The following is a 19,592-nucleotide window of genomic DNA, read 5'->3' on the forward strand; positions in this document are numbered from 1 at the left end:
GTCACACCTCCTGTAAATAATTGGCTATGGTTCCGATCACTTCATATTTTAAAAAGCGGTCGTCCTCGTCAAGGCCTGTGACCAAAGGCGCACAGAGTTCGAGGATATTCGTAAGCTCGTAGTGGAGAATCCCGTGGTTGGAGAACCTCAGATAGGTCCTGAAAAATTCTTCTTCCAATACCAGCTTTACATAATCGTAGGCTATGGAGTCAGTCATAAGAAAATGCTAAAAAATTAATTGGGCAGCGTATCTGCATCAAGGATGTCCTGGTAGGAAATACTTAAGGTAACGATGCGGCCGGATAGCTGCTTTTCGCTGAGTTCCGCGCGAAGCACCTTATTTCCGGGGAAAGACATCTTTTTAAAGACAAAGATGTTCCGGTAATTTTTGGAGAAAGCGGGCAGGGTTAAGAGCACAAACTCCGGCTTGACCTCTACCGACTGATTATTGGCGGCCTTGGTTACTTTTTTATCATCTACCTTGAACCGGAAGTCGGCGATGTCGTATCTCAGATTCGTTTTGTTGTGATAGGAAATATCCAGGAAGATATAATCGCCAACGGTATAGACGTGGTTTAGCTGGCCTTTGATCCCGAAGGCTTTCACTTTTTCCATCCGCTTATCGGGACTTTTGGCAATGAGGCCCAGCGCTAAACTTTTCAGTTGGTTTTGGGAGAATCCAATGCCTGAGATGTCCAAAGGTTTCATGTCGTCCTGAACGATGTTTATCTCGGTGGGTACGCCGGGATAACCTGGTAATATCTTGTATTGGGCAATAAATTTTTCGCCTGCTATGGTGACGACGGAGCCATAAAAAGATTTTAGGGAGTCCCGTAGTTTTAAACGCAATACGTTTTTGAACGGCAGGTCACCGGTCAGCTCCTTGGTGGAAATATCCACGTACTGAATGGGTTCCGGTGAGATAAAATGGATGGTCAGGTTTTCAGGCAAATAAACTACAGAGAGTTTGTCCTGTGCATATAATCTTGGTGCGCAAAGCACTAAAAAGAAGAATAAGATCGTTTTCATGGTTAATAATTTTTTTGCGCGTTTTGCAACGCGTCGGCGTCTATTAAAAAGAGGTAGGAATTGTATTTAAGCTTTGCTTTGTTTTTGCGTATGAGGTCTGCGATGGCTGAAGAGGTGGACTGAAATACTTTGTCCAGTGAGCTCATGATAAACTGGCTGTTGCCCGAACTGCCATCGATGGTTACTCCCTGCACTGAATTACTACCTAAATCTTTGGTAAAATCACGAAAGGCTGATGACGGAACGTATAAGCCGGGAAGGCCATCCATATCGTAAATCTCCAATTTGACCGGGAGGATCCTTCCGTCGAAAAGAATGGAGCTCACCGCCAGCGTAACGCGCTGTTCCGAAAACCCGTTAATCTGGGCATAGAGGTAGGTCCCTTTTTTGATCAGGTTATTACCGGCTTTAATGTCTTCCAACAATTTCAGCCTTAACCGGGAGCCGGCGTAACCTGTAACATTTTCATCAATGACGGCACTGATAAAGGCAGGTTCTTTTACAGGAAGCACTGTATTAAATTCACCGGATACGGCATCCGCTTTTTCGACGGTCAGTTTGATCTGATTTTCTTTCAGCTTCGCAACTTTTTCGGCAGCCTGCCTTTTCTTGAGTTCTTCTTTGTAAGCCGGGTCATTTTGCTTATTGATGCTGTCCATGATGGCCATTTGCTGCTTGAAAACTTCCATTGGATCTTTATCTTTTGGTGTGATTTCTACAGGGTGCGCCACGTTTGATTGCCGACGGCTCATGGCCTCTATGGCTTTGGCAACCTGCCGGTCATGATTGACAGGCCCCTCCTGTATATTCCTTGCCACCGGGTCGGCATCAGGACCGAACTTTATTTTCATGACCTGACGGATGGAATCCAGCTTTTTCTTCTGCTGGTCAGAATAGTCATTGCTGTAAGCCGGGTTACTGGAATTTTCCCTCGGAATTACATTTACAGCGGTTAAACCATCGGCTTCCTTGTAGGTATTTCGATAGGCATCAAGTTTATCGGCCAATTGCTTTTTACGTACGTCGGCGGAGACCTGACCAACGGAACCATTTAGCCCAACGGTCTCTTTCACGGTCGGCTTTGGCTTTGAAAAACCGCTGTGCCATGCATAAAAGAAGAGGCAGAGAAAGGGCAAAAGGATGACGGGCAGCACATACTTGGGCTGCTTAAAATTGATTTTCATAAGATTTAATTAGTTACATGGTTTAAGAGCGTCATCAGGCTAATTTTTAGCCCTCGCTTTCTTATTGATCCTGGAAAGCCTGTCCAGGGCGCTATCCAGTAAGGTGCTGTCACGCACTGTTAATAGCTTTTTAGCTGTAAGGCTATCAACCAGTTTTTTGAGGCGGATAGTTTCCCGAATATTGCCGGTAACCTGTATGATCTGGTCAAAGCCATCGGCTACGGGATTGACTTTTTGCGTCGCTGTCATGTTAGTTTTTTCCGGGTGGCGGAAAACCGTAAACGATAGGACAAGCGACATTGCCATTAATAAGATCATGCAGCCAAATAGGAACTTCGGGTAAGCAGCCGCCAGACGTTTACCGGCATTCCCGGCTATTAAAAAGTAGGCAGCGAATTCTTTGTGGATTTCGCTATAGAGGGTATCCCTTGGATCCCTGTTAGAATGAATTCTTTTCCACATCTTGCAGGTCTTTATTTTCCAATGTTTTCCAGTTGGTGATCAGGACACCGTGAGGGTTATTATCACTTCGGGGGATGTCTTTCAGGTATCCTTCGGTAATCAGGGAGCGGACAACGGTAGAGCTGCGCCGGTCAATTTTTAGCTTGCCGTAGTAACGGAAATAATGCCGGGGCATATCCACTGAGATGGAGTCTGTTTGCAGCGTTAATACAGAACTTGAAGAAAGAATGGAGTTAAAAAAACCATTTTCCTTTAAATTATTGTATTGCTGCATACCTGATTCATCCACGAGATACATGGCCTTTTTCATCTGGTACTCCATGTAGTTATCATCCGGCGTTAAGGAGAAGAACAGCGAATGAAACAGATCGACGTCAGCCCTGTATTCAGCGGGCCGGTTCATCTGCACGTCGGTCTGCCTGGCCAAGATGGGAATATTGTTATCCAGTATATAAATGCTTTTCTGCGCATTGGAAACCAGTTTAAAGGCATACAGGCAATTCATACCAACAATGATCAGTGAGGTTATCAAGCTGCCTGCCGCAATAAAGGTGGCCAGTCTTACCTTGGCTTCTATATTTTTTATGATCATAATAAATGGGTTAATAAAAAAGGCCGGCCCGCTTTTGCGGGACAGCCTGGAATTAAAAGGAGAAAGGAAGAAACTTTAGAAAAAGCTGCCGGTAGCCTTCCGGGCCATACTGACCACTGTACCTGCACTGCGGCCAAAAGTGGAAGTGGCCGAACTGATACCGGAGGTAGAAATGATCCAGGTAGAGATGCTGGGCACGGTAAACATACAGATCGCGCCGATCAGGAATACAATAATCACGGTCCCAAAGGACAGGATACCGTTTCCCGCAAACCAGGCCATTTTTTCGAGGTTGGCGCTCAGGCCATTTTCACCGACCAGTTCTTTATACTTGCTGATTTCGGATGTCAGCGCATATTCCTGCATCAGCCCGGTGAGGTACATGATCAGGTAGGCGATGCCGCTATATAGGTTAACTGAAATAAACCGCGCTACCCATGTGCTGAAACTATCACGAAACGCCGGAAGGATGCTGACCGCGACTGCAAAAGGCCCGAGAATTACCAGGATTGACGAGTAAATGATCTGTATCATAAAGATGATGTAAACCGCGATCCGGAGTATCCAGATACCCAATAACTCCAGGAGCTGGGTAAATAGCAGTTGGAGCCCCACCTGCAGCCGGTTCTTTAATTCAAGCAAGGAAGTAACCACGCCGCTGATCCCCTGCTTAACCGGGCTGGTGATGGTATCCCAGGCCTGGCCGTACCAGGTGTCGCTCTCTTTTTCAGCGACTTCGGTTTGTGCCTGGTAAGTATAGAGAGAATTGGCGACCGCCAGCATCAGGTTGGAGCGGTTTAGCCGTAGCTTGTCTACGGTCACCTGCTCACTATTGAACATTTGTTCGGTTTGATTAGTTACAATATCCGTAGGAAACGCGATCATTTTAACGAACACGCCCCACCATAAAATAATCATGGCCAATCCGAAAGGCCTTAAAAGTGGCATGATCTCTAATTGCTTATCCCCAACCATCATCTCATATGACTTGATGGCGAAAAAGATGATCATAAAAATGGCGGAAAGGGCTTTGGCATCGGTGATGAAAAGATCAAAATGTGTCCAAATGGACTTTTTGAGCCCTTTTAAAAATACCATTACACCGGCTTCATAGACACCGTCGCCCTGTAAAAACTGTAATGCTTTGCCGTCATCAGGCAGCGTAGCCGTTTGGGCAAATACTGCTGTGATACAAAAGCATAGCAGTAGTAACAAAATTATTTTCTTTTTCATTGCAGGTGTTGTAAAACTTGATTAGCGATCTGGATGTCCGTTTGCGGCGTCCAGTTGGTTACCGTCACCTGGTTAGCTTTGAGCTTTTGCTGCTGTGCGGTCATAGTTAAGGTAGCTTGCGCCGATGATGTCCGGATCGCCCAAACACCGGCCAGCCTTCGATATTCCATCAGGTAGCGGTGATAAGCAAGGATGCGGGAACCCCGGTCCATGGTGGTCGTGTGCGCGGCCTGGATTCGTTCTTTCAACATATCCAGCTCATTTTTATACCAGCCGTACAGGCCCTCGGAAACGAGTTTGGCGCTCACCTGTGGAGAGAGCCCGGCTAAGATGGACGCCATGGAATTATTCAGGACTGGTTTTAGCTCGCTGCTGTAATAGAGCTGCCATAACGGGTCAGCCTCTGAAACCAGGCCGGATTGGTTGGCTACTTCTGATAACGCCGTGTTTCGAACGGTATCTGATTGCAGTTTATATTTGCTATCTGTACTGCTCATAGCACCGACTAATGCCAGCCGTTGGGTCTGCGGCCCTGTCGCGCTTAACGGGCGAAGGTCCGTTTTATGGTAACTGGGGTGAAATAAACCCCAGGTTAGCCAGTAATAAGGGTTAAGGCTAAGAAACCCGGCCTTAGGTTCAAACTTGTTCTGGTCCCATTGCAGATAGACCATACGTTCCTGCTGGTACCGGACGGCTTTGTCCTGAGCCGCAGATTGACCGAGACACTGATGGATCAATGCTATCCATATCAATGGCAGTGGAATTAAGAATTTTTTCATGATTTAATTTGTTTTTTAAAAGGCAATCAGGCTATCACCCGGTTATACCGGATAATGGTCATTGTTTTAAATACTTGGCGTTTTGAATGATTTGATCGACGATCCGGATATCCTGGCTGATGAAACCAGCGAATGGATCAAGGGAAGCGATCACCCCGCGTTCCTTTGCCCAATACATGGCCTTCCAGGCGCCATAGGCCAAGCCATCCAATATTTGTAGTTGGGTAACCACTTTTCTTAACAGCTGGTCGCGGGAATTATAATCAGCCAGTACATTGTCGCCCTCTTTTAGGATGTACCCCGAAACATCAGTAATAAGGGCAAATGACCGCGTTCGCATTTCCGAGGCGATATTTCCGGCAACTAACAGCAGATAAGGTTCGCTCCTGGCCATATCCAGGGCCTGATTGATATAACCGGTCATATCTGCAATGATCATCGCCATGTTTTTAACGGCAAGCCCGTCCTTCAGGGCTGAATTCACGTTGGAGAGCCCCTCATAGATCATCGTTTGCGCCAGCACCACGGAACCTATATTGGTATTGAGATCATTAATATTGGTATTGATCTTGCCGAGATACTGGTCATGGGTGGTTTCGGCGCTGCTTCTGACAGCCGCATTTTGAGAAACCGCTACCAGGTGTTGGTAGTCGATTACATACTGCTGCGCTTTTACAGCTTGAAAAGCAACCGTTAATAAGCATGTTATAAGTAAGCTTTTCATTTTAAATATTTGGCGTTTTGAATGATGTCACCGGCGATAGACTTATCGGCGTCAATAAAATTCTGGAAAGGATTTGCGGCTCTTAGCAGGGAGGCCATGGTGGAATACTGCATCATACCCAGCATGTTACCGGATAAATCCTGGATATTGCTGAGTTCAGAGATCACGTAGTCAAAAAGCAGCTTCCGATCGGATGCTTTCATCTGGTTGACATCGCCCAGTGAAAGGGACAAACCCGTAACATAAGCCACGAGGCTTTTGGCCTGTGATGCGAATTGCAGGGCGGATTGGTATCCGATAGCAATTAGCGCAGGATTCTTTTGTACCAGCTGGATGATCTGTGCCTGGTTGCTGACGATTCTGCTCACCATGGGTGTCGCGTAAATGCCGATGTCTGCGATATTAATGGCAGTCCCCAGGGTGTTATAGCGCTGCTGCAATGTGCGGTACATCGCCTTTGTTTTATCCAGTAAGGTAAGGTTGGCCTGTTCGTTCGCCGTCGCCAGCGCTTGTTGGTTCTTTGCTTTTACCTGAAGTTTATTTTCAGATTCCGACTCGTCGACCAGTTGATGCAAGGCTGGGATATCCAGTATTTTTTGCTGGGCAAAGGTCTTAGCGGTCAGGTTTAATAGGAAGGCGAGGATGAAGAATAGTGATTTCATAAGTTAAGAATTTTCTTAGGATTATAGTGGATCGAGGTCCAACTGCTCCGGTTCACAAAGCCAAAAATTTGCAGCTTGCTGCTAAAGGGAAAAAGGTTTTCGATGAACTTATAGACATCCTCGGGCTTTTCTCTCTTTTGCGACACCAGGCCAGTGAAGGGTGAGTTAATCGCGTCTGGCAATTCTATTTCAGTGGCTTGCTGATCACCCTTCGCATACACCATGAGGTATTCCAGAGTTTTTCCGGAACTTCCCCGCTTCCACCTGGCGCGGTACCACATGAGGTAGCCTCTATAATGGTAACCTAAGCGTTTCATATATACCCGGCATTCCTCAGCGAACTTTCCTTTCGCCCATATAAATAGGTAGTGTTCTTCCGAGGTCATGTCCCTCAGGCACGCATCCAGAAATTCGAAGGTCCTGGCTGCCCTGAAAGCGTTCCGTGAAATGTTATCTGTCAGCCCTGTGTGCGACCTCCGGTAAATGCAGTATTGCTTCCATGGCGGACAGGCCATAATTACGTTGTGTTTCATTGCTTTAGGTATTTGGCGTTGGTCAGTACATCATTGGCGATCCTGACGTCCTGGTTCTGCCATTCCGCCCAGGGATTAAGGGAGCGGAAAATGCCATTGATCTTTGCCCAGTACATGGCCCTGTCCATGCCGTATGCTATACCACGCAGGATGCGCATTTCATCGGCGATGTGGTTCAGGAGCTTCCCGCGTTCACCGGAATCCATGAGGTTATTTGTTCCTCCTTTCAGGACAAAAGCACTTACGTCTGCCGCGAGCGTTGCCGCTCTTGTTTGAAAGTCACGTGCGCCCTGTTCGGCAAACAGCAGCAATACCGGGTCGGATTTGGCCAGTGTGACCGATGCCTCCACATCATTGACAATGTCGATACCGCATTCCGCGATCTCCTTGATCGTAGTGAGATTATTAATAACAGAAGCTACCTGGCTCAAGCCCTGATAGATCTTGTTTTGCAGGTTGTTGACAATAACCAATTGGCTGCTGACTGCGAGCTGTCCCTTTTGGATGAGGTCTAATTTGTTGTTCGTGGTGTTGAGTTGTCCGTTAATGGTGCTGGCATTAACAGCAATTGCAGCGGATACGGTGGGATCAACCGTCAATGTCTGTGCACGTGTGTTATGATGGGTTATGAACAATAACAAAACAGTTAAAAGCGACCATCTAAAAATGTTTGTTTTCATGAATGTTGATCTTGGTTAACCTGTGAAATGAAGGCGGGCAATGATTTACCGCTTTCTTTAAGATCCCGGATAAAGGCGTCAAGGCCTTCGGGATAAGAACCGAAGCGGTTGGTGTAGCTCTCTACAGCCGACTTCTCCGGTTTTTCTGTTGTATAAGTGAGGTACTGGTGCAAGGACACTTCTACGCCATATACTTCGCCAACCGCGCCCCGGCGGATATATACCTCCTTAAACCGGCCGCGATTTTCGGTATTATCCAGCTGATTGATGGTGAATATCTTCCGGCGTTCGGTTTCATTGATGGCAAGCAAGGAAGCGATGTCGTTGTAATTATCCTTGAATTTGGTTTGATCCAGCAGGCAGATGGTATCGGAATTATTAATAATACTGTCCTTTACTACAGCATTTCCGATGATGTCACCAAGTTCCTGCGTAACGACAATTGCCTCGCCCCAAAACTTTCTAACGGTTTTGTAGAGGTAGAGTAAATAGCCCGCCATTAAAGGGCTTGCTATCGCTTTCCATGCTTCTTCGACAACCAAAGCTTTGCGCCGGTTCGACCGGTATCGCATTTTCTGGATGAAAACGTCCATAATCGATAGCGTGACGAGTGGAAAGAGGGTCTTATTTTCCTTGATCGAATCAATTTCATAGACAATAAAGCGCTCGGTAAACAATGATTTATCGGTGTCTTCATTCAGTAACCGGGCAAACTCACCGTCCTTGTAGAACTTTTTCAGGACATATTTAAACTCGTCAAAATCGAACACGATCCTTTCCTCAGTCTTGATGTCCGGGATTTTTTTTAATGAGAATTCATAAAAAGTATTGAAGCTTAAATCGCCATTTTCAGCAAAGAACTGGCTGTAGTAGGCAGAGATCACGTTAGCGATCACATCGCGTTCTACCGGGCTTAGCGTTCCTTCGGCCCCTTTCCAGGTTACCCCGATCAGCGTACAGAGGAAATCCTTCTTTTCAATGTTATATTCCGCCTCGGTAATGCGGAACGGGTTCATCGTAATGGGGTTTTTATCTGTGTAGGTAATATATTTTCCTTTGTAATAGGAACACAGACCTGAATAAGAGTGTCCGGTATCCACGATCACCATATCCATATTATAGAGCATATACTGCTCAATCATGGCGTTCATAAAGAAGCTTTTACCTGACCCGCTGGGGCCGAGCACGAATTTATTGCGGTTGTTGATCCGGCCTGTGCGCATCGGCAGGTCTGCCGGATCCATCCCAACCGGAATACCCTGGCGGTCGGTAAACCTTAATAGGAAATCAGAGGGCTCGTCCCTCGGCAGTGACTCTTTAAAAAAGAAGCAGATAGCCGCATCACAGGTAGTGAGGAACCAATCGTATTCCTTCAGCTCTACACCATTTCCCGGCAAGGCTGTACGAAAAAGCTCCATCTGGTTGTAAGCATTTTTGCTGGGTATGATGCCTAACTGAAAGAGCGAGCTCTCTATAAAATTGACCACCTTTTGGATGGCGAAAGCAGGTGCCGCCACCAGTATATTAAAATGGCAGTTTACCAATAACTGGTTTTCGCGGGCGACATCATTTAGCAGAAGATCAATATCCTCTACGCATAGCTGGTTGGCAGGATCAGGTATACCGGCATGCCTTTTCTTTTTTTGTTCCAGCTTTCGGAGTGTCACTACCTGATTAGGTATTTCAATGACCTGGTTATAAACGATCACATCCACACCCGGCACCTTAAAAAGAAAGGACAGGAAATCTACGGGGAACCCGCGCATGCTCTCCTTATCATTTAGCTCTATATGTGTTGCTACCTCCGGTGGCAGGTCGATGCTGTCAATATTCACCAGGCTGATGCTGCGCACCGATTTTTCACCGATTCTTACCTCATTTTCAGATGGTAAAAGATTATTGAGCACAATGTTGGGCCGGCCAAAGTCCATGCTGAGCAGCTGTAACACCAATTGGTTGAGCTGACGTTCATTGAGCGCTATTGAAGAAGTAACAATATCCAGAACTTTGCCAATGGCCTGTCTGAAATCCCTTAAAACGCGGGCGTCATAAATATAAAACGCGCCTTTTTTTACCTGGCGAGTTATGGTTAGATAGGTGGTGACCTGCAGACATTCCCGGCCATCGAAATGAGCATTATACTGTTTTTGCAGGTATTCGCTTGCCGGTGGTGATTTGTAAGGCGAGCGGCTGATGATGTCCTGCTTTTGCAGGACGTAACCATCACCTAAAACTTTAACGACATTAATAAGCAGATGGTGAAATTCTTCATATCCTGCCGGGTAGGCGGAATAGCGGATGACCGGGTTTACCATTTGGATAACTACCGAACATTCGCCATTGAGGCCGATGAGCAGATCGTATTCACCATCTCTATCCACTCCTGCATAAGGAATGTTAAACAAGGTTTTTACGGCCATAATGATTAAGGATGTAAATGTTTGAGCTGCGGCTCTTAGAGTGAAGGCCGCCTTTTTGTTTGCTGGCGGTAAATAGCAAGCCGCCGACAATAAAGCCGATCAAGACCATGGCACCCAGCCACATATTGACCAGTGACATCGTTAGTGCGCCGAATACCAGGCCCGCAAGAAGGGAGGCAATACCCCAATAAATGAATTTGCCTTTAAACCCTTTGAATATAAGGGGCCGTTGCAGCCCCTTATATACAGGATACTTCCGGACCATTATAAGCCGAAGAAAGCTTTGATCACCAACGCGGAAACAACGAGAAAGACGCAACTGCCGCCCCAACCCATTAATTCCTTATTGATGTCGTTATCACCTGAATTCCATTTGGAATACACGCGAATGGCACCGACAATGCCGACGATACCGCCGATCACCAATGTGATGTTTGTTACCGGGGCGACATAGGTTTTTAAGGTGGAGGTAGCTGTGTTCAGGCCGTTGACGCCGCTTTGCGCAAATACCGGAAGTGACAGGGCCAGCAATACGGCTGAAGCCCATAATTTTTTTGTTTTTGTAAACATTAAATTGGAGAAAAAATAAAGGCGGAGATCTTTTAAGGCCAACCTGGAGAAAGCCGGTTATCGTAAAAGAGCGTTCAGATCACGAACAACGCCCCGATTAAATCACCCAAGGGGATGGCAGCATTAACGCTGCATGGTTAAACCTGTAACGGTTTTTTTTTGGAGGAGGTAAAGACAGAAATCTTTTATAGCTTCCGGGTGGAAGCTTCAGTATAGGCAGGCATTCAGATTCCGAATAATGCCCGTAAAAATGGACCCGCAAGGATCATGAAAAATGAAGCGAAAAACCACGCGGCCACGGCCGAATCCATCCGGTCCTTGCCCATTTGCCAGTTATGGTATATTCTGAGTGCGCCTAACAGGCCGAACAAGACAGCGAGGATCATCGCGCAATCGAAGGCCGAGAAGAAGGATGAAGACAGGTCTTGTTTAGCCTGCTGCATTTCGGCGATGCCGGGTTGCGCGGATGCCGCTGCGCTTAAAAAGCAGCAGCAACCTGACAGGAAGAGTTTCATTCATTAAAAGCTTACCGATTTGATGTACTCGACCGATTCCTCACGGGCGAGATTAAAAAGCTGTTTAAGGCTCACACCACCTGAAAAGGCAACCGAAGATTCCTTTCCTGAAGCAGAAACTTCATCTGTTGGTGGTTTCACGGGTTCGATATCTTCAACAAAAGTGAGTTCATGCTTATCGTGTCCGGGTTCCCCACTATTAGTTCGCAGGTGATCCCAAAAGATGAGTATTGCATAATAACTGGTATAGATACCAAGCAGCCAAAGGGCAAATTTTATCCAGGTCATAATTCTGTGTTTTTTATAAATTGTTTGATGATAGTTTTGAGCTCGGGATTCGTCTCGAAAAGATATTTAACCGCAAAGGCAACCAATTTGGTGATGTCAGTGCCGGTCGCCATTTTAAACTTGTTCAGCAGGTCCACTGTCTGCGCGTCAAACCGAACGTGAACCATGGTATTATGGTTACTGTTATCATAAGCATAAATAGACCTGGCTACCGTATTGTGCACGAGTACCGTTCTTGACTTACTTGCCTGCTGTTTAAAGGGTTCGGTTTCGAAAGTCTGATCATTTACTGCTTTTTCGTCAGGAGGCTTTGCCGCTGATGGTTTTTCCGTTCTTTGGTCACAAAGATTGACCACCGTGTAATAGGCTGCGTAGGTACATAGCAACCCAAGTAAAGATTTAAAGCGCGTCATAAGTATGATTTTTGAATAAATTGTTTAATGATCGTTTTTAATTCGGGATGGTCGTTGATGAACTGCCGGACAGCGTAGGCAACGAACTTGGTGGCGTCAATGCCTGTTGCTATTTTAAACTGGTTGAGGAAATCCGCGGTCTGTTTATCAAAACGAAAATGCACTGCCGTTTTATGGTCGCTGTTATCATAGTCCATCAGTACCTTTAGTATCGGAACTTCCGGCGCCCCGATTTCCTTCTTTTTGATAGGGGCAGTTTTTTTAGTGTTATGATCCGATTGATCGCTGCCTCGCTTTTCGCCCGGCTTAACCATTTTCTCACGCAGCTGGTCTGCTAATGATTTCATTTTTTCCATAAGCGGTTGGCAAATATTTCGTCAAGGATGGGTGTAATAATAACGTCGAGGGATAAAGGAGTTTGAAAGGTGGTGATCCGCTGGAAGTCGATACGGTCCGGAATCGCCATCGTGATCTTTCCGAACTTGGAGAGCTGTTCGTTGACCTCACTCATGATCTCAAACTTTACGTTTGCTTTGATCCGGTTGGGGATAAAAACTACTTCCACATTGGGATTGACTTTTTTCAGTACAACCGCGAATAATACGGTCGACTCAAACGTAAATTCATCATAAGTAAAAGGGCAGATGACCAGGTCGGCGGATTTAAATACCGGGATCAGGCCGTCATCATCAAGTTTACCGGGCAGGTCGATCAATACAGCGTCTTTTTTATTCTTTGTCAGTACGGGAATTAACAGTGAAAAGCTTTCGAGATTTGCTGGTAAGACGTCATACGGTTCTTCATTCTCCAAAACCTTGGCCTTTTCAAACTTCTGGGAGATGGATTGCTGGTAATCCATATCAATAATGGTTACCGGCCAATCTTTGGCCAGGCTCAGGTAATTCCCTGATACGACGGTGAGCGTACTTTTTCCTACGCCACCCTTTTGGTTTCCAAATAAACAGATCATAAGTTTTCATGGGTTTATTCCCTTACCGGGTATTTGTTCTTGCTTTCCTTTGTCTACGGCGTTTCATGCCGAGAACCTGCTGGTCGTCTACATCGTCGGCGATCCAGACCGGCCTGATGTGTACCGGTTCTGGCGCATATTCAGAATAGTAGGTAATGGCTTCCTCCTGCAGGTAATCATGTAAATCGACCTTTGGTGGTATATATACCGGACCGGTCTCGATATGCGTTTCCAGGAGATGTTGCAGTTTTAAAATTTCGCTTCCTTTAAAAACCTGTTTGGTTGCATGATCAATCACCGTATAGCCATAGGGCGTTTTCCCTTCAGAAGCATGGAAAACCAGGTCGAGCTTATAGCGAGATCGCATGTATTCAACAAAACCGGGAGATGCTTTATGCGCGATAAATAAGTCTTTTAGCTCAGCTATTCTTGCCTTATCCGGCTTATACGCATTTATTTTTTTCTGAAGTTTAGCTTCGTTTAAATAATCCCGTCCCAGAAAGCCCTGGTTTTCCAGGATCAAATAAAACTGTGCTTTGGTACTGAACCGGTATTGCATCGCGAAATCATAGCCCAAGACCTTATTGATATTTCGTACGGCCCAAACGTGTTCGTAATCGCGGTCGATTTGTTTTCCATCTTTTCCTACACGGGACGTAACTACATGTACATGGTTATTATCGGTGTCTTTATGGAAGACAATGAGGTAGGGCTGGTCGCCGTATTTCATTTCCTTCAGCCACATGACAGCCGCTTTGGTCAGTTCTTGTTTGTTATAGTTACGTCCCGTAGCAGAAATTACCGCATGGAGCTGGGTGTTTTTGATGGCCTTGTTTTGAGCTGACACCATGAGCAGGTAATTCACGAGGTCCTGTGGCCGGGGATTACTCAGGGCATGCATCGCCCCGAAGTTGGCTATCAGCATCAGTTCCCCGGTATTCCTGTCAACTTTATTTGTATTGTACTTAACACCGGCAAATGTCCTGGAAGGTTTTTCAAGAATATGCGCTATCATTATCTTGATGTTTTAAGAAAACCGAACTGCTAAATCTGTTGATCGCCAAATCCGCTGATCTTAGTAGTAGATAAGCTAAGAGCCGGGCATCGATAAAGCAGCTAAGCTAATCATCCCGTAATCTGCCAATCTTGCGAGCCGCCGACCTCATAAGCAGGTAATCTAATAAGCTGTTAATCTTGCGAGTCGCCGACCTCATAAGCGGGTAATCCGGTAATCTGTTCATCTTGCGAGCTGCTGATCTCATAAGCAGGTAATCCACTAAGCTGTTGATCTTGCGAGCCGTCGAGCTCATTAGCGGGTAAACCTTTCCATACTGGCGATGGTATCATGAATTGCTCCCCCGTGACTGAATATGGCAAGTTTTTCTAAAGTGTAACCACGGTTCCTACCCATCGATACAGAATGGTAGCCGAAAGTGATGACTATGCCGTTTGGCATGATGCACTTTCCGATAGCGTCTTTTAGCTGCCTGAAGGGACTGCAGACTGCGCCATTATACAATTCCATGCTCTTGCGATAGGCATATGGCGGGTCTAACAGGATGGTTTGAAACCTGGGGCCGTTCCAGGTACGCAACAATTCCAACGCATCAAGGTGAAAATCGGCCTCTATTTCCAAATTAAGGTCGTTTCGCGTTTCGTTTACGGCCAGAGGGGTTTTGCCGCAAAAAAGATTTAACACATTTCCTTCGCAATTATTTTCAACCCAATCCCGAATAGGCTTGATGGTAAAGGTATAGCGATGCAGCGGACACCTGATATGATCGATAACAATCATTCCATATTGATAAGTTGATTTACATCCATTACAAGGCTATGTAATGGTAACTGTCTCATTTTGAGACAGAAAAAGTTAAACACCCATGGAGCGTATGATTTTCCGAAGGGCTGCTTCGAACCGCTGCTTTACCTGTATGTATTCCTCAAATAATTGGTTGAATTGTTTCACTATCGCAGGATGTAATGCGCCTCGTAGTTTCAGGACATTGGCATGTTTAGCTAACTGATTGATATTGTTGCCGATCCGGCCCATTTCGGCACCAGCGCTGTCCAGGTATTTAATTAACTCTTTTGAATTAATTACTGTTTGTTTAGTATTGGATAAAATCCGCATCCTGATAAGGTCAGTTTTAGATACCGCTAACTCTTTTTCCAATTCGGTAATTTCCCTGTACTCTTCTTCGGTAAACCTGACATTGATAAATTTGGTGCGTTTCCCCTCCTTTAATTTAGGCCTTCCATTCAGTTTCTTGAAGTGCTCCATGAAAAAACGAGTTGCGAAGTTTTTTTAAGTCCCCCCGGGAGGGCAAGAGACTTTTTGTGAAACAAAAAGACATCTTGCCGTTGCAAAAGCAACAGAAATCCTGATAATCAATTTGGATTTTCAACCATCAAACAGGAAGTTGGGTGGCGGCTCTGCCGCTATCCGTTCCCTGGCTATTTTGACAAAATCTATGGGCTTTAACTTCTGGTGATAGGCTCCGGTGTTTTTTTCGATGCCAATAAATTTGCGGCCCTCACGGATGGCTGCGACCAGAAAGGAGCCGCAGCCGCAGGCATTGTCCAGCACCACCGCACCAGGAAAGGTAAAAGTACGGATGAGGTAACGGCCCAGGTCAACCGGCTTTTGGGTCGGGTGAAAAGGCCAGGTTTCCTCATGCTCACAGGTCCTGCAATAAAACCAGTCGTCAGGCTCTTCCTCATCAAAAAATAAAATATCATATGGATAGCGATTGCCGTCACTTTTGGCCTGTGAGGTATGGTATTTTCCATAGCAGCCGGTTGTCTGTTCCTTTCGCCATCCTTTATTGTATGGTTTCCCAGGAATCATTTGTGGTTGATATAATGGCTGCTTATTATAAAAAATACAGATATCCTCATGCCTGCGGAGCGGCTGCTTTTTGGCATTTAAGAAGTTGGTGGACTTTGATTTGATCCAGACAATCTTGTATTTAAACCAGCAGGGGTTACTGAGAATAGTTATTCCGGTGAAGACACCCGCCGAGGTCAGTGCGATAACTCCATTGGGTTTAATGATCCGCTCATATTGCTGCCACAACAGGTTAAAGTCGATCGGAATATCCCAGGGATTCAGGGTTGTCCCGTAGGGCAGATCACATAGAATAAGGTTAATGGAACCATTGGGAAGATCTTTCATCACTTCCAGGCAATCCCCTTCGGTTACCTGGTTTAAGTATCGTTCAAGTGATAACATAGGCCCTACCTTATAAAAGGCACCCGTACATTGGCAAAGAAATTTGATTTGTTTTCCTGCGCTGTGGCAACAACTTTAAGCTGCGCCTTGATCTTATCGTTATAATCATTAAAACCGTCATAAACCGCCGAACGGTCGGTAGCATACGGTAAAGCCTTTAGAAAGTCCCTGCTGGATGATTTACCTGCTTTATCCCGGTCAAAATAAATATCCAGCGAAGAGAAAGCTTTTGCTTTATTGATACCTTGTTGTAATAGGGTCAGGGTGTTTAACACGATTACGCTATGATCTGCTTCGGGATGCTCATAACGCCAGCTCAGGAAATTAATAAAGCCTTCAAAAACCACGGCATTTTTAGGATGGCCAGGAATAAAGGTAATGCCTTTATGACCCATGCAGCCCTTAAAATAACGGTTGCGAACTTCCCAGGAATTATTCTCATTAAGCCAGCCCGCAGCGAAATAATGTTTACGTACTTCGTTTTCATCTTCGACATAATAATACACTTCGCTCAGGTAAAATTTAGCGACCTCAAAAACGCCGCGACCTTTAAGATAGTCGGTAATTGCAGGATGTGTCCCTAATGGTTTTACCCGTTCGACCACATGCTGGACCTTGACCGGCTTCCGCGGCCTTGGCGCTCTTTGCTGTACCGGTTCTATTGAACAAACCTCCTGGATTTTTTTAACGACCTCGTTAAACCCTAAGTTCTTCCAGTAGGCCAATCCAAAATCAATAATGTTTCCGCCCTTTCCATCGCCATGGTCAAACCAAACGCCGAGGTCATCATTAACGCTGAATGACGGATTGGTATCGTTATCCCTCAGCATACTGATATACATTTTTTCACGACCACGTTTGGGAACGGGCTGATATCCCAAACGGCTTAACAGGTCTACCAAAGAGCCCTGTTCCTTGAGCTCTTTGGCCGTTAATAAATTAGACATAAATAATGGGTTTGAATAAAAGGAACCGGGGATGGTATATCTGCCGGCAAAAAATAAAAGACACTGGTATTAGAAGTTCAGTGCAGCAGCTGTATGAGCCACTCGTACCGGCAGCGGGTATCGGTCCCGAAAAAATTCGCTTCTGCCGGTATATATATTTCGGGACTACTCGCGTCGGGTTAGTCTTTCCCCCGCCATCGCTGGTGCCAATGCGCTTTCAGCAGGCCAATATGCCTTGCCTTCGCAAAATTTCCTGTTGGTTCTCACAGGATAATGCTTTGTCCCCGCCTTTCAAATAACGCTTGCTGGACAACCGACTAAAGCCGATTGACCGATTACCATCGTGGTAATTATGAGAGCAAAGCAAGCGGATATGGGGATGCGCAACCAGTGAAAGGGGGTGAAATGAATTTTTCACCCCCCTGTCTACGGACACGGATTTGACTAAAATGATAATCAGTAATTAATTGATAAATAATATGTTACTTCAAATCATCCGCATCCATTAATTCGGCTAAGGTAATTTCGAGGCCTTTGCATAAAGCTGAAATTGTGCTGATGGAAGCATCGGTTTGTCCCAGTTCTACATAGGAGATCTGGCGATAATCTATATCACATAATTCAGCCAGTTTTTCCATGGAAAGTTTTTTTTGGATTCTAAGTTGCCTGACACGCTGGCCAAGTGCTTTGATGACAGGTTCATTTCGGACGTTCTTCACACAACGAATGTGCGATACAAATACGTTGTTTAGTATGAAGTATATTTCATATCTATATTTTTGTTTTTAGGTTTGTATGATAATAGCCAATTTTGATATATTCAAAATGAATTTAATTTCCAACAACAATGGTAGAAGTGAGTAAGCTTAATTGTTCCTTTTCAACACTGGGTGTGGGGAATCAATTTATCCAGCAGGCAGAGCGGTTAGGATTATTCAACCTCGGCGATGTAATGGAGGTGAATCTTGCTAAATTGAAGAAACATAAGGAATTTACGTTTACCTGGTATGCGGATATGCTTGACCTGTTGAAGGAACAGGACTTGCTCCGGCAATTCCAGGAAAAGCAGTTATGATCAATTATAGTTCGATAGGTTGAAGTTTGTATTTAACCAGTTTAGCATGCCGATCAGCTGGCTTTTCATCTTTTGCGCTGTAGAAAATTCCACGTTGGTCGATTTCTTTTGTAAGCTTTCTGCAGAGATGAACAAGGTATGCGGTGTATAAAAGTGAAGGGCAAAAAAGCTGAATAACTCACCCACTTTCTCTTTTGGCAATAACCCTTTTTCGATCTGCATCCTGATAAAAAGCCCGAACTGCGGTACCGGCAAATTCATTAAAAACCGAACACCGGCCCTGGCTTTTTCTGTATCCATCGCCGCTTCCCTTCTGAGCCTCAATAATTGCTTTACATACTGATATTTTTCAGAAAGAAACCCGGATAAATCATCATATAAAACGGATGAGGCATCGGGCATTCGCAAGCCTTTATCTATATGCAGGTTATAAAGCATGTCCTTTTCAATCAGCAACATTTCCTGCTGCTCATGCAGTCCCGGGATGTCGGACATTCTGTTCCGCCAGTAATTGATGCAATAATGGAAGAATTCAGCAAGGTTAAAGTCATTGGTTATTAAGAGATCCATGAGCTGCCGTGTATCAAACTTATCCATCTTCAGAATGAGTGCGGATAAGTGGTTAAAATAATCCTGATCAACTGTCCTCAGGTCCTTCTGAGTTATCAACTGGGAGAATCCTGTCAGTACCAATTCTTTTAATTCTTCATCTATATGGGCAGGATTTAAATGCGAGGTCAATAATCTTAGCCTTTCTTTGAGTTGCATTTTTACCTGCGGCAGGTTATAATGGGAGATCTTTATCGCAGTCCTTGCATTAGCACGGCGTGCTAACAATGATGTTATTAATTCTTCTAAAGCATTACAGGTAAAAATGTAATTCGCCTTGATTTGATCGGCCTGCGGGTGGTCTTTCCAAATAGGGCGGAGTTTGTTAAGATAAAAATTGACCAGATTGCTTAAATCAACAATTTGATTGATAAACGCTGCGGTGAAAGCTATCCTCTTGTTATATCTTAATTCAGAGAAAGGGCACGGCAAATGTTTTAACACAGCAATTTCCTTTGTTAAAAAGACCTTCCATCCTTCAAACTCTTTATTTGAAATATGGTGTCCAGCAAATTTTTGTGGATCTAATGAATCGCTCACAAAAAGCTGAAGCTGTTCGGATATTAAATTCATAGTTGACTTCAGATAAATTTTCCTCTTGCAATAAATAATTGGGGATTACGGATTTAAGGTAGAAACCTTGAAATATATTGGAGAATACGTGAATTTTTTGAT

The 19,592-nt window shown here is 45.0% G+C and carries 27 protein-coding genes; 1 reads left to right on the forward strand and 26 read right to left on the reverse strand.

Annotation, left to right across the window (positions count from 1 at the left end; genetic code table 11):
* Position 1: 1 nt before the first annotated feature.
* From WC743_RS03545 to WC743_RS03665, 25 genes are all read right to left on the reverse strand, one after another.
* On the reverse strand, positions 2–217 hold the full coding sequence (locus tag WC743_RS03545; protein ID WP_373010404.1) for a hypothetical protein: 216 nt from the start codon (positions 215–217) through the stop codon (positions 2–4).
* Positions 218–234: 17 nt separating this feature from the next.
* On the reverse strand, positions 235–1,029 hold the full coding sequence (locus WC743_RS03550) for a DUF4138 domain-containing protein (RefSeq protein WP_373010405.1): 795 nt from the start codon (positions 1,027–1,029) through the stop codon (positions 235–237).
* A gap of 2 nt (positions 1,030–1,031) precedes the next feature.
* Positions 1,032–2,213, reverse strand: coding sequence for a conjugative transposon protein TraM (traM, locus tag WC743_RS03555; RefSeq protein WP_373010406.1), 1,182 nt, complete (start codon positions 2,211–2,213; stop codon positions 1,032–1,034).
* Positions 2,214–2,252: 39 nt separating this feature from the next.
* Positions 2,253–2,675, reverse strand: coding sequence for a hypothetical protein (locus tag WC743_RS03560; RefSeq protein WP_373010407.1), 423 nt, complete (start codon positions 2,673–2,675; stop codon positions 2,253–2,255).
* Positions 2,653–3,267 (reverse strand): conjugative transposon protein TraK, encoded by a 615-nt coding sequence (gene traK, locus WC743_RS03565; protein ID WP_373010408.1) that lies wholly within the window; start codon positions 3,265–3,267, stop codon positions 2,653–2,655. Before traK ends, WC743_RS03560 begins: the two co-directional genes overlap by 23 nt.
* Before the next feature lie 75 nt (positions 3,268–3,342).
* Positions 3,343–4,500, reverse strand: a complete 1,158-nt coding sequence (locus tag WC743_RS03570) for a plasmid transfer protein (RefSeq protein ID WP_373010409.1) — start codon at positions 4,498–4,500, stop codon at positions 3,343–3,345.
* Positions 4,497–5,171 carry a hypothetical protein gene (locus tag WC743_RS03575; protein ID WP_373010410.1) on the reverse strand — a complete coding sequence of 225 codons (675 nt, stop codon included), beginning with the start codon at positions 5,169–5,171 and terminating at the stop codon, positions 4,497–4,499. The genes WC743_RS03570 and WC743_RS03575 overlap by 4 nt, the downstream gene beginning before the upstream one ends.
* 166 nt (positions 5,172–5,337) lie before the next feature.
* The gene (locus tag WC743_RS03580; RefSeq protein WP_373010411.1) at positions 5,338–6,003 is read right to left on the reverse strand and encodes a hypothetical protein; all 666 of its coding nucleotides are present in this window, start codon (positions 6,001–6,003) and stop codon (positions 5,338–5,340) included.
* Positions 6,000–6,665, reverse strand: coding sequence for a hypothetical protein (locus tag WC743_RS03585; protein WP_373010412.1), 666 nt, complete (start codon positions 6,663–6,665; stop codon positions 6,000–6,002). Before WC743_RS03585 ends, WC743_RS03580 begins: the two co-directional genes overlap by 4 nt.
* A complete protein-coding gene (locus tag WC743_RS03590; protein WP_373010413.1) occupies positions 6,662–7,198 on the reverse strand; it encodes an MT-A70 family methyltransferase in 537 nt (178 codons plus the stop codon). The genes WC743_RS03585 and WC743_RS03590 overlap by 4 nt, the downstream gene beginning before the upstream one ends.
* On the reverse strand, positions 7,195–7,878 hold the full coding sequence (locus tag WC743_RS03595; protein ID WP_373010414.1) for a hypothetical protein: 684 nt from the start codon (positions 7,876–7,878) through the stop codon (positions 7,195–7,197). Before WC743_RS03595 ends, WC743_RS03590 begins: the two co-directional genes overlap by 4 nt.
* Complete coding sequence (locus WC743_RS03600; RefSeq protein ID WP_373010416.1) at positions 7,875–10,298, reverse strand: TraG family conjugative transposon ATPase; 2,424 nt, start codon at positions 10,296–10,298, stop codon at positions 7,875–7,877. Before WC743_RS03600 ends, WC743_RS03595 begins: the two co-directional genes overlap by 4 nt.
* A complete protein-coding gene (locus tag WC743_RS03605; RefSeq protein ID WP_373010417.1) occupies positions 10,276–10,563 on the reverse strand; it encodes a plasmid transfer protein in 288 nt (95 codons plus the stop codon). The genes WC743_RS03600 and WC743_RS03605 overlap by 23 nt, the downstream gene beginning before the upstream one ends.
* A complete protein-coding gene (locus tag WC743_RS03610) occupies positions 10,563–10,868 on the reverse strand; it encodes a DUF4134 domain-containing protein (protein WP_373010418.1) in 306 nt (101 codons plus the stop codon). Before WC743_RS03610 ends, WC743_RS03605 begins: the two co-directional genes overlap by 1 nt.
* Positions 10,869–11,092: 224 nt before the next feature.
* Positions 11,093–11,383, reverse strand: coding sequence for a DUF4134 family protein (locus WC743_RS03615; RefSeq protein WP_373010419.1), 291 nt, complete (start codon positions 11,381–11,383; stop codon positions 11,093–11,095).
* A gap of 3 nt (positions 11,384–11,386) precedes the next feature.
* Positions 11,387–11,671, reverse strand: a complete 285-nt coding sequence (locus tag WC743_RS03620; protein WP_373010420.1) for a hypothetical protein — start codon at positions 11,669–11,671, stop codon at positions 11,387–11,389.
* Positions 11,668–12,084, reverse strand: coding sequence for a hypothetical protein (locus tag WC743_RS03625; protein WP_373010421.1), 417 nt, complete (start codon positions 12,082–12,084; stop codon positions 11,668–11,670). The genes WC743_RS03620 and WC743_RS03625 overlap by 4 nt, the downstream gene beginning before the upstream one ends.
* On the reverse strand, positions 12,081–12,440 hold the full coding sequence (locus WC743_RS03630; protein ID WP_373010422.1) for a hypothetical protein: 360 nt from the start codon (positions 12,438–12,440) through the stop codon (positions 12,081–12,083). Before WC743_RS03630 ends, WC743_RS03625 begins: the two co-directional genes overlap by 4 nt.
* Entirely contained in the window at positions 12,428–13,054 is a 627-nt protein-coding gene (locus WC743_RS03635) for a ParA family protein (protein WP_373010423.1), read from the reverse strand. Before WC743_RS03635 ends, WC743_RS03630 begins: the two co-directional genes overlap by 13 nt.
* 22 nt (positions 13,055–13,076) lie before the next feature.
* A complete protein-coding gene (locus WC743_RS03640) occupies positions 13,077–14,069 on the reverse strand; it encodes a relaxase/mobilization nuclease domain-containing protein (protein ID WP_373010424.1) in 993 nt (330 codons plus the stop codon).
* A gap of 294 nt (positions 14,070–14,363) precedes the next feature.
* Positions 14,364–14,849, reverse strand: a complete 486-nt coding sequence (locus tag WC743_RS03645; protein WP_373010425.1) for a hypothetical protein — start codon at positions 14,847–14,849, stop codon at positions 14,364–14,366.
* A 75-nt stretch (positions 14,850–14,924) separates the two neighbouring features.
* Positions 14,925–15,335, reverse strand: a complete 411-nt coding sequence (mobC, locus tag WC743_RS03650) for a plasmid mobilization relaxosome protein MobC (RefSeq protein ID WP_373010426.1) — start codon at positions 15,333–15,335, stop codon at positions 14,925–14,927.
* 120 nt (positions 15,336–15,455) lie between these two features.
* Positions 15,456–16,286 (reverse strand): site-specific DNA-methyltransferase, encoded by an 831-nt coding sequence (locus WC743_RS03655; protein WP_373010428.1) that lies wholly within the window; start codon positions 16,284–16,286, stop codon positions 15,456–15,458.
* Between the two features lie 5 nt (positions 16,287–16,291).
* Positions 16,292–17,233 (reverse strand): toprim domain-containing protein, encoded by a 942-nt coding sequence (locus tag WC743_RS03660; RefSeq protein WP_373010429.1) that lies wholly within the window; start codon positions 17,231–17,233, stop codon positions 16,292–16,294.
* A 482-nt stretch (positions 17,234–17,715) separates the two neighbouring features.
* Positions 17,716–17,952 carry a helix-turn-helix domain-containing protein gene (locus WC743_RS03665; protein ID WP_373010430.1) on the reverse strand — a complete coding sequence of 79 codons (237 nt, stop codon included), beginning with the start codon at positions 17,950–17,952 and terminating at the stop codon, positions 17,716–17,718.
* 128 nt (positions 17,953–18,080) lie between these two features.
* On the opposite strand from WC743_RS03665, the gene WC743_RS03670 reads away from it, so the two are divergent.
* Positions 18,081–18,308 carry a hypothetical protein gene (locus tag WC743_RS03670; RefSeq protein WP_373010431.1) on the forward strand — a complete coding sequence of 76 codons (228 nt, stop codon included), beginning with the start codon at positions 18,081–18,083 and terminating at the stop codon, positions 18,306–18,308.
* Here WC743_RS03670 and WC743_RS03675 read toward each other — a convergent pair whose 3' ends face one another.
* Entirely contained in the window at positions 18,309–19,490 is a 1,182-nt protein-coding gene (locus WC743_RS03675) for a hypothetical protein (RefSeq protein WP_373010432.1), read from the reverse strand.
* Positions 19,491–19,592: the final 102 nt, after the last annotated feature.

The sequence above is a fragment of the Mucilaginibacter sp. genome, from assembly GCF_041660805.1.
Classification (GTDB): domain Bacteria; phylum Bacteroidota; class Bacteroidia; order Sphingobacteriales; family Sphingobacteriaceae; genus Mucilaginibacter.

What these genes read in the sequence shown, in the direction of transcription:
- traM (WP_373010406.1), bottom strand. Translation starts at nt 2,213, where the DNA reads ATGAAAATCAATTTTAAGCAGCCCAAGTATGTGCTGCCCGTCATCCTT.
- WC743_RS03640 (WP_373010424.1), bottom strand. Translation starts at nt 14,069, where the DNA reads ATGATAGCGCATATTCTTGAAAAACCTTCCAGGACATTTGCCGGTGTT.
- WC743_RS03625 (WP_373010421.1), bottom strand. Translation starts at nt 12,084, where the DNA reads ATGACGCGCTTTAAATCTTTACTTGGGTTGCTATGTACCTACGCAGCC.
- mobC (WP_373010426.1), bottom strand. Translation starts at nt 15,335, where the DNA reads ATGGAGCACTTCAAGAAACTGAATGGAAGGCCTAAATTAAAGGAGGGG.
- WC743_RS03550 (WP_373010405.1), bottom strand. Translation starts at nt 1,029, where the DNA reads ATGAAAACGATCTTATTCTTCTTTTTAGTGCTTTGCGCACCAAGATTA.
- WC743_RS03655 (WP_373010428.1), bottom strand. Translation starts at nt 16,286, where the DNA reads ATGTTATCACTTGAACGATACTTAAACCAGGTAACCGAAGGGGATTGC.
- WC743_RS03630 (WP_373010422.1), bottom strand. Translation starts at nt 12,440, where the DNA reads ATGGAAAAAATGAAATCATTAGCAGACCAGCTGCGTGAGAAAATGGTT.
- WC743_RS03590 (WP_373010413.1), bottom strand. Translation starts at nt 7,198, where the DNA reads ATGAAACACAACGTAATTATGGCCTGTCCGCCATGGAAGCAATACTGC.
- WC743_RS03635 (WP_373010423.1), bottom strand. Translation starts at nt 13,054, where the DNA reads ATGATCTGTTTATTTGGAAACCAAAAGGGTGGCGTAGGAAAAAGTACG.
- WC743_RS03660 (WP_373010429.1), bottom strand. Translation starts at nt 17,233, where the DNA reads ATGTCTAATTTATTAACGGCCAAAGAGCTCAAGGAACAGGGCTCTTTG.
- WC743_RS03615 (WP_373010419.1), bottom strand. Translation starts at nt 11,383, where the DNA reads ATGAAACTCTTCCTGTCAGGTTGCTGCTGCTTTTTAAGCGCAGCGGCA.
- WC743_RS03645 (WP_373010425.1), bottom strand. Translation starts at nt 14,849, where the DNA reads ATGATTGTTATCGATCATATCAGGTGTCCGCTGCATCGCTATACCTTT.
- WC743_RS03610 (WP_373010418.1), bottom strand. Translation starts at nt 10,868, where the DNA reads ATGTTTACAAAAACAAAAAAATTATGGGCTTCAGCCGTATTGCTGGCC.
- WC743_RS03670 (WP_373010431.1), top strand. Translation starts at nt 18,081, where the DNA reads ATGGTAGAAGTGAGTAAGCTTAATTGTTCCTTTTCAACACTGGGTGTG.
- WC743_RS03620 (WP_373010420.1), bottom strand. Translation starts at nt 11,671, where the DNA reads ATGACCTGGATAAAATTTGCCCTTTGGCTGCTTGGTATCTATACCAGT.
- WC743_RS03585 (WP_373010412.1), bottom strand. Translation starts at nt 6,665, where the DNA reads ATGAAATCACTATTCTTCATCCTCGCCTTCCTATTAAACCTGACCGCT.
- WC743_RS03570 (WP_373010409.1), bottom strand. Translation starts at nt 4,500, where the DNA reads ATGAAAAAGAAAATAATTTTGTTACTACTGCTATGCTTTTGTATCACA.
- WC743_RS03545 (WP_373010404.1), bottom strand. Translation starts at nt 217, where the DNA reads ATGACTGACTCCATAGCCTACGATTATGTAAAGCTGGTATTGGAAGAA.
- WC743_RS03575 (WP_373010410.1), bottom strand. Translation starts at nt 5,171, where the DNA reads ATGGTCTATCTGCAATGGGACCAGAACAAGTTTGAACCTAAGGCCGGG.
- WC743_RS03580 (WP_373010411.1), bottom strand. Translation starts at nt 6,003, where the DNA reads ATGAAAAGCTTACTTATAACATGCTTATTAACGGTTGCTTTTCAAGCT.
- WC743_RS03675 (WP_373010432.1), bottom strand. Translation starts at nt 19,490, where the DNA reads ATGAATTTAATATCCGAACAGCTTCAGCTTTTTGTGAGCGATTCATTA.
- traK (WP_373010408.1), bottom strand. Translation starts at nt 3,267, where the DNA reads ATGATCATAAAAAATATAGAAGCCAAGGTAAGACTGGCCACCTTTATT.
- WC743_RS03600 (WP_373010416.1), bottom strand. Translation starts at nt 10,298, where the DNA reads ATGGCCGTAAAAACCTTGTTTAACATTCCTTATGCAGGAGTGGATAGA.
- WC743_RS03560 (WP_373010407.1), bottom strand. Translation starts at nt 2,675, where the DNA reads ATGTGGAAAAGAATTCATTCTAACAGGGATCCAAGGGATACCCTCTAT.
- WC743_RS03605 (WP_373010417.1), bottom strand. Translation starts at nt 10,563, where the DNA reads ATGGTCCGGAAGTATCCTGTATATAAGGGGCTGCAACGGCCCCTTATA.
- WC743_RS03595 (WP_373010414.1), bottom strand. Translation starts at nt 7,878, where the DNA reads ATGAAAACAAACATTTTTAGATGGTCGCTTTTAACTGTTTTGTTATTG.